This is a genomic window from Bradyrhizobium sp. 23, from assembly GCF_023073295.1.
Lineage (GTDB): Bacteria > Pseudomonadota > Alphaproteobacteria > Rhizobiales > Xanthobacteraceae > Bradyrhizobium > Bradyrhizobium canariense_D.
Map to the genome: position 1 here is coordinate 421,769 of NZ_JADPJF010000103.1, position 6,278 is coordinate 428,046.

The 6,278-nt window shown below is 62.5% G+C and carries 8 protein-coding genes; 6 read left to right on the forward strand and 2 right to left on the reverse strand.

Translation table 11 applies throughout. The annotated features are described in order from the left end of the window. Positions 1–2: 2 nt before the first annotated feature. On the reverse strand, positions 3–575 hold the full coding sequence (locus IVB32_RS27005; protein WP_247411882.1) for a DUF308 domain-containing protein: 573 nt from the start codon (positions 573–575) through the stop codon (positions 3–5). A 357-nt stretch (positions 576–932) separates the two neighbouring features. On the opposite strand from IVB32_RS27005, the gene IVB32_RS27010 reads away from it, so the two are divergent. Next, complete coding sequence (locus IVB32_RS27010) at positions 933–2,150, forward strand: cupin domain-containing protein (RefSeq protein ID WP_247411885.1); 1,218 nt, start codon at positions 933–935, stop codon at positions 2,148–2,150. 87 nt (positions 2,151–2,237) lie between these two features. Beyond that, positions 2,238–2,504 (forward strand): hypothetical protein, encoded by a 267-nt coding sequence (locus IVB32_RS27015; protein ID WP_247411888.1) that lies wholly within the window; start codon positions 2,238–2,240, stop codon positions 2,502–2,504. Here the strand turns inward: IVB32_RS27015 and IVB32_RS27020 are convergent. Next, positions 2,501–2,671, reverse strand: a complete 171-nt coding sequence (locus tag IVB32_RS27020; protein ID WP_247411939.1) for a hypothetical protein — start codon at positions 2,669–2,671, stop codon at positions 2,501–2,503. The two genes, IVB32_RS27015 and IVB32_RS27020, sit on opposite strands and share 4 nt — an antisense overlap. Before the next feature lie 71 nt (positions 2,672–2,742). Here IVB32_RS27020 and IVB32_RS27025 point away from each other — a divergent pair, with 71 nt between their 5' ends. From IVB32_RS27025 to IVB32_RS27040, 4 genes are all read left to right on the forward strand, one after another. After that, positions 2,743–3,282, forward strand: a complete 540-nt coding sequence (locus IVB32_RS27025; RefSeq protein WP_256466599.1) for a DUF1275 family protein — start codon at positions 2,743–2,745, stop codon at positions 3,280–3,282. A gap of 1 nt (position 3,283) precedes the next feature. Further along, on the forward strand, positions 3,284–4,060 hold the full coding sequence (locus tag IVB32_RS27030) for a DUF1003 domain-containing protein (protein WP_247411891.1): 777 nt from the start codon (positions 3,284–3,286) through the stop codon (positions 4,058–4,060). Between the two features lie 255 nt (positions 4,061–4,315). After that, a complete protein-coding gene (locus IVB32_RS27035) occupies positions 4,316–4,906 on the forward strand; it encodes a sensor histidine kinase (RefSeq protein ID WP_247411894.1) in 591 nt (196 codons plus the stop codon). Between the two features lie 19 nt (positions 4,907–4,925). After that, positions 4,926–5,816, forward strand: coding sequence for a LysR family transcriptional regulator (locus IVB32_RS27040; protein WP_247411896.1), 891 nt, complete (start codon positions 4,926–4,928; stop codon positions 5,814–5,816). Positions 5,817–6,278 lie beyond the last annotated feature (462 nt).

The window sequence follows — 6,278 nt, forward strand, 5'->3', positions numbered from 1 at the left end:
AATCATCTGCGCAGATGAAGTGCGAGGGCGGTGAGAGCGGCCCCGCCGAATATCATGTCGATGCCGACCAGAAGGCTTAGCGCCCATGTGGCGGTTCCTGGAAAGCCATAGAAGACGATGGCCGCCATGAGCAGATCGATCACGCCGCTTGCGACGAACGAGCCCCACGTCGGCACGCCTCGGCGGTGTTCGAGCCCAAACATGATTGACGCGATGCCCTCGACGGTGAAGAAGGCGATCATGACGAGCGTGAGGGAAACGGATCCGCTGAACGGCCAGGCCAGCAGGACCAGACCAGCGGCGATTCCGGCCACGGCAGAGATCAGCGACCACCAGAATCCGGCTGCATGACGTGGCCTGAATGTGGAGGCCAGGCCGAAGACGCCGGCTGCCAGAAAGACCCAGCCGATCACGATCGTCGCGCTCAACGTGGCGATCGGCGGGACGATGATGGCGACGACACCAAGGGCGAGGAGGAGCAAACCCTCCATGAGGTAAAGCACCCAATGCCGATGGACGGATTCGGCCAGCGCGTCGCGCAGCTGGTGCGGGTTGAGGCTCTCATTCGTTGACATGGCTGGGCGCCTTTCGATCTCTGATGGCGGAAACGAAGCTGCGCTCCGTACGCGCGCCGAGCCATTAAACAGACGTTTAGAAACATAAATTCGAATCTAGCAGGAGCACGCGCCTCGACAAAGCGACTGGCTGCAGGCTGCCCGAAGTTGGCCCGAGGCAGCGAACGTGTCCGCTCAAGGCGCGGCTCGGGGCAGATCGCCCCGAATCCTAAATCCGTTTTTAATTGAGAGCCTTCGGTGTGCCGTCCACCTGGTAGCCGCGTGTAGCTGGCGCCACGACGGACGAGAGGCCAGTTCTCGGCGCGGCCGCCGCTTGCACCAGCCATGAAGTCCAGCACACGATGCAAGGAGAATTCAATGCCCACCAGCAATCAAACAGTTCCACGGGCTCCGAACCGTCCGACGCCCACCTTCGGCAATCCCGATTTGCCGCCTCAGGGGGGGATTAACACCACGGGCAACCCCGAGAGCCTCCGCGACGACGGCCCGCGCAATCAGGTCATCGAAAGTCAGTTTCCCTCGCAGATCGATCCCCCCGCGACCGACATCAGCACGCAGCCCTTCTTCTGGTCCTCCTTCAACATCTCGCCCAAACGTATTCAGAACGGCGGCTGGGCCCGCGAACTGACTTCCGAGGACTTTACGATCTCCGAAGAGATCGCCGGGGTGAACATGCATCTGGCTCCGGGCGGGATCCGGGAGTTGCACTGGCACCAGACCGCCGAGTGGGCCGTCATGACGCGGGGAAGGTGCCGCATCACGACGATCGACGCTCAGGGGCGTCCTAGCGTCGAGGACGCCGAAGAGGGGGACCTCTGGTATTTCCCGGCCGGCCTGCCGCACTCGCTGCAGGGCCTTGGTCCGGACGGGGCGGAGTTCGTCCTGGCCTTCGACAACGGCAGGCAGTCCGAGAGCAACACTCTGCTCGTGACCGACTGGATCGCGCATACGCCTCCGGAGGTGCTGGCCAAGAACTTCGGCGTGCCCAAGGAGGTCTTCGGAAACATTCCCCTCAGCAATCTCTGGATCTTCCAGGGGCAGGAGCCGGGAAACCTCACCGCGGACAAGGCCGCCGCGCGCGTCCAGGCAGACACCGAGCCGGTGGTCTTTCACCTTTCGCGCGCCAAGCCCGTCAAGGAAAGCAGCGGAGGCCGCATCCAGATTGCGGACAGTACGAATTTCAAGATCTCCAGGACCATCGCCTCGGCCCTGGTCACGGTCGAGCCGGGCGGGATGCGGGAGATGCACTGGCACCCGAACGCCGACGAGTGGCAGTATTACCTGCGCGGACAGGCCCGCATGACCGTCTTCAATACCGGGCCGAAGGCCACGACGAACGACTTCCGTCCGGGCGATGTCGGTGTCGTGCGCAAGAACCTGGGTCACTACGTCGAGAACACCGGCCCCGACGTTCTGCAGTTCCTCGAGGTATTCCGGACCAGCAGATACGAAGAGGTGTCGCTCGCGGAGTGGTTCGGCCATCTCCCGCCTGAGCTGCTCATGCAGCATCTCAATGTGACGCGAGAAGACGTGAAGAAACTTCCGAGGGATCGTCGCGGCGTCGTGCCGGTCTGATGGCCTCGCTTCTGACGAGGATCGCCGGGCCGGACCGGCGATCCTCGGAGGTGGCGTACCGCCGATCGAGCGAAAGAAGGCTGCGAAATGGCCGCGATCCTTCAGGACATACCGTCGCGCGTCTTGGCGCTCGGATACTTCTCCGCTCGGGCGCGCCTGTGGGATCGCCGCCGGGACCTCGAACAGATGGTCCTGATCGCGGCGCTTCCGCCGGTATTCGCGGGCATGATCCTCGCCGGCCGCTATCAGGGCTACGTCGAGATGGCGTCCTCGACCCTGCTCGCAAGCGCATTGTTGTTCGCGTGTGCCGCGCCGATCGGGATCGCGATCGGCCGTTCGTACCTCGGCGGCTAGTCGCGGAATTCCAGGGAGTGTTTCATGAACGTTATCTCGGCAGAGCCCGGCATCCCCGTTCGCGCAATCAGCCTTCGCGATCGGCTTCTGTTCACGCTCACCGTCTCGTCGGGCGCGGTTGACGCAATCAGCTTCATCGCCTTGGGGAAGGTCTTCACGGCGTTCATGACCGGAAACATCGCGTTTCTCGGGCTCGGCATATCGCAGAACCCCAAGGCGCCCAGCCACGATCGCCGTCCTGGCATCGATGGCCGGCTTCGCCATCGGCATCTATCTGGCAACGAGAATCGTTGTCCAACCTCCATCTGGATCGGACGGATGCCGGGAGCCTCTTGGCGTGGTGTGGCCGCAACGCACGACACATGCGCTTGGGCTATCGCTGCTGGGGCATCTCGGGTTCGTGCTGATCTGGCTCGCGACAAGCGCAAGGCCGGGGGAGAACGCCGCGCTGGTTCTCCTGGTCGTCTGGGCCATGGCGATGGGAATGCAAAGCGGAGCGGTTCGGAGGCTGAATGTGAGCGCCGTGTTCACGACCGCCGCGACCGCCACCCTAATCTTCGTCGTCGGCGACTTGGCGCATGAGCCGCTGACGGACGAAGAACGTCGCCGACTTGTGGCGGTGCTCCTCTCTCTGGTGATCGGCGCCACGGCTGGCGGGCTTCTTCTGCTCCATGCGCGCCTCTACGCCCCGCTGTTTCCGTTGCTCCTCACTGCCGGGGTGGTCCTGACGGCCGACAGTGCATTTCGAACTTGCGTTGCCGGGGATCGGAGAGCGTAGCATGGACGAGCTCAACCCAGCCATGCCGACGCAGGCGCGCTGCAGGCGGCAGGACAGAGCACATAGCGCGATCTCGGGTCGTGACGAGAGCCGGTCCAATCTGGTCTCGCTCGATCAGTTGGCGCCGAAATTGGTGGAACGGATTCGGCTTGACCACCCGACGCTCGCCTCCGGAGCGCTCATCAGCTGCGGCGAGGCCGCCGGCTACCGCCGCATCTACGTCGAGGAGCTGCTGCAGGCCGAGCATGGCGAACTGACGGAGCTCGACCGGCAGGTCGCGGAAAGTCTGGCCAATCAGGACACCATCACAGAGAATATCGACCTCGAATACGAGGTCCAGCGGACCGTCGGCGAGCGGCTTTCCGACCATCTGGCAGATTTCGGCGGAAGCTGGGGGTTCATCCTCTGGTTCATGGCCGCGCTCGTGGGCTGGATCGGTTTCAACCAGGTCGCCTCCGATTCGGTGCGTTTCGATCCTTACCCCTATATTCTGCTGAATCTGATCCTTTCATGCGTCGCCGCGCTCCAGGGTCCGATCATCATGATGAGCCAGAAGCGGCAGGACGCCAAGGACAGGCTGCGATCGCAGAACGATTATGAGGTCAATCTCAAGGTGGAGCTGGAGATCAGACACGTTCACGAAAAGCTAGACTACCTGATGTCCCGTCAGTGGCAGCGGTTGGCCGAGATCCAGCGGCTGCAGCTCGACATGCTCCAGGACATCTCACGCGGCTCTCGGCGACGCCGAGATTCCTCGTCCGGGTTCTGCCGAAACTGAGTGCAGAGCCGGCTCTGGGGACGGTATCTGCTCAGACCTACCTGAGCACGCAGCGGACCGGGCAACCTATATTTTTATTTAATGGCGTGCCGGTCTCGCCGAACTCATTGTTCTGCCGTTCACGATCGAAGGACTCGGGATGTACCAGCAACGTGAAGATCTCCACGGCAGCGCCACTCGCGCCCCAATCGAAATCGAGGCGGCATCACTGTGGAAGAGGCATCTCACGCGGATGGGAACAGGGACGATGCCGCATTGTTGATTGCGGAGCTAAGCCACAGGGCCCGCAACCTGCTCGCCACGGTGGAGGCGGTGATCCGTCAGACCCAGCTTGGGCCGGTGGAGGTGTATCGGGCCGAACTGCTGGGTCGTCTCTCCGTGCTGCAGCGCTATCACGAAGTTTCGAGGCCGAGTTGTGTTACCGGGCTCGCCGCCGTGATGGAGCAGGCAATCCGCCCCTATGCGGGGGATCGGATGCAGGTGCTTGCCGGACCCGATGTGGAGGTCGCGCCGAGGATCGCGCTTGCGCTGCACCTCATTTTCCATGAGCTCGCAACCAACGCCCATAAATACGGCTCCCTCAGCTCACCCACCGGGACCGTGGAGATTTCGTGGGAGAGCGTACCCTCCGGCGTGGATGCGCACCAGCTTGCGATCGTCTGGGCAGAACGCGGTGGACCGCGCGTGAGAGAACCGACGCGTCGCGGGTTCGGTTCGCGTCTGATTGCCGGAGCTCTCGGAGCGTATGGCCGCGCACAACTCAGCTTCGATGCCGAAGGACTGATCTGCCGTATTCTCGTCCATGGCGGCGACACCGTCAGCGAGGTCGAGCCGGCCGACTCTTGATGGCGTATGAGGAGCCATTATGCGCCTTCGCAAGCTCGACCTCAATCTGCTGCTGGTCTTCGACACGGTGCTGACGGAACGCAGCGTCGTACGGGCCGCCGACGTGCTGGCGATGAGCCAGCCTGCGGTCAGCCACGCCTTGAACAGACTGAGGCACGCGCTCAAGGACGGGCTGTTCGTTCGGACGCCATCGGGCATGATTCCTACTCCGAGAGCGGAGCAGCTCGCGCTGCCGATCCGCAAAGCCTTGAACGATCTCCAGCTCGCGGTCGAGGGAGACAGCTTTGATGCCGCCACGGCGGACCGACGCTTCGCCATCGCCGTGGACAACTATGCCGCGGTGGTGGTGGCAGCTCCTGTCGTAGCGGCAAGCCGTGCGCCGGCTCCGAAGCTTCGTCTTTCTCTGGTACCGAGCGGCACGCTCAAGATCGCCGATAAGCTTGACCGGGGCGAGCTTGACATCGCCATTGCTGCGCGAGAATGGGAGGGAGAGCGCTTCGCTTCGCAAGCGCTGATCGACGACCGCTATGTCGCAGCGTTTAGAAGAGGTCATCCCGCAATTCCTGCCAAGTTGACACCGGCGACGCTGGCGAAGGTGCAACATCTCGCAATCACCTCCGCCGCCGAGGACCTGAGCTTTGTCGATGAAGGGCTGAAAAGGAGCCGAACGATTGCTTTGGAGGTCCCGTATTTGTCGGCGGGCCCGGTGATCGTTCAATCGGATTTCGTAGCCATCGTCGGACGAAAGCTCGCAGATGAATTCCGGCGGGCCTATCCGATTGAGGTCCGCGAGCTTCCATTCGATGCTCCGCCACTTCGCAGCGTAATGACATGGCATCGCCGGTTCGATGACGTGCCGGCTCATAAGTGGCTTCGCAAGGCGATCGTTGCGGCTACTGCCGCGATTTAGGATCCGCCTCTGAAGGTCGGGCGGTGGTCGAGACATGATCGCAGGAGCCGGTCATTGCTTCCTAGCCACGTGCTCCTCCGCGCCTGTTCTCCGGAATTGCCGATTGGGAGGCGATCTCGAAGCATGCTTGCCGCCTGGTGAGGACTGCCGGATGGGCTTCACGAGATGTGTGCATGATGCGAAGTCACATTCATTTCGCGAATTGGAGGATAAGCGTTGTTCATTTGCCCGATGTAAGCGGCGCCTCTATCTCCCTGTGCGTGTATCTGAATCCAGAACTCTCGGAGAAAGACCATGAACAGTTTCCTGCGCCTTAGTGCTTTTCCACTCGCAGTGGCTTGCTGCACGACACTGGTTCTCACGCAAATGCCTGCGGCACAAGCTGCGGCAGGTGCCAAGGAGGACTGGTGCCTTGCCAGCGGCTCGTCCGCCGTCAAGACGTGCGGCTTCGCGAGCCTTGAG